The following is a 581-nucleotide window of genomic DNA, read 5'->3' on the forward strand; positions in this document are numbered from 1 at the left end:
CGATTTATTCATTATACGCTCTCTTAAAAGTTGTCTCAGGAATCAGCTTACATCCATAGAATCTATTTTTTGTTATAGAAAGTGTTATATTTTTTTGACACTAGGAAATGTGCAAAACTATAGACTTACAGATGGATTATAATCAACTTTTTGGGGCCACTTTACATGGAAGATCGTTTTATTTTAATTGTCCGAAAAAATAGAATTATTTGGTTAAGTCTAAAGGGGCACTTCATAATCGAGGTGCCCCTTTTTAGATTTAGCTAGTAATCCGTACCGAATTAAGTTAATGGCTTACGATCTGTCAACAAAGCAATCGGCGACAGAATCAAAACAATCACCGCTCCTACTAAGTAGGTATGACTGAAGGCCTGACTGATTTGTCGATTCTTAGTATGCTTAATTTTTCTCAAAGCTGTCGTTAAAGCTTCTTTTTGTGCCAATTGTTTGAGACCTACTAACAATTTTTTCTGACCCTGGCTTATTTTCTGATTACCCAAATTAATTTTTTGAGAAGCTACTGATAGTTTAGATATAGCGGTATTTTGATTTTCTAACTTGGTTAAGGTAAGTGCTAGTTG

The 581-nt window shown here is 34.1% G+C and carries 1 pseudogene; it reads right to left on the bottom strand.

Annotation, left to right across the window (positions count from 1 at the left end):
* Nucleotides 1–281: 281 nt before the first annotated feature.
* Nucleotides 282–581, bottom strand: a pseudogene (locus FC07_RS16195) (MFS transporter); the annotation flags it as partial.

Source organism: Loigolactobacillus bifermentans DSM 20003 (assembly GCF_001434575.1).
GTDB lineage: Bacteria > Bacillota > Bacilli > Lactobacillales > Lactobacillaceae > Loigolactobacillus > Loigolactobacillus bifermentans.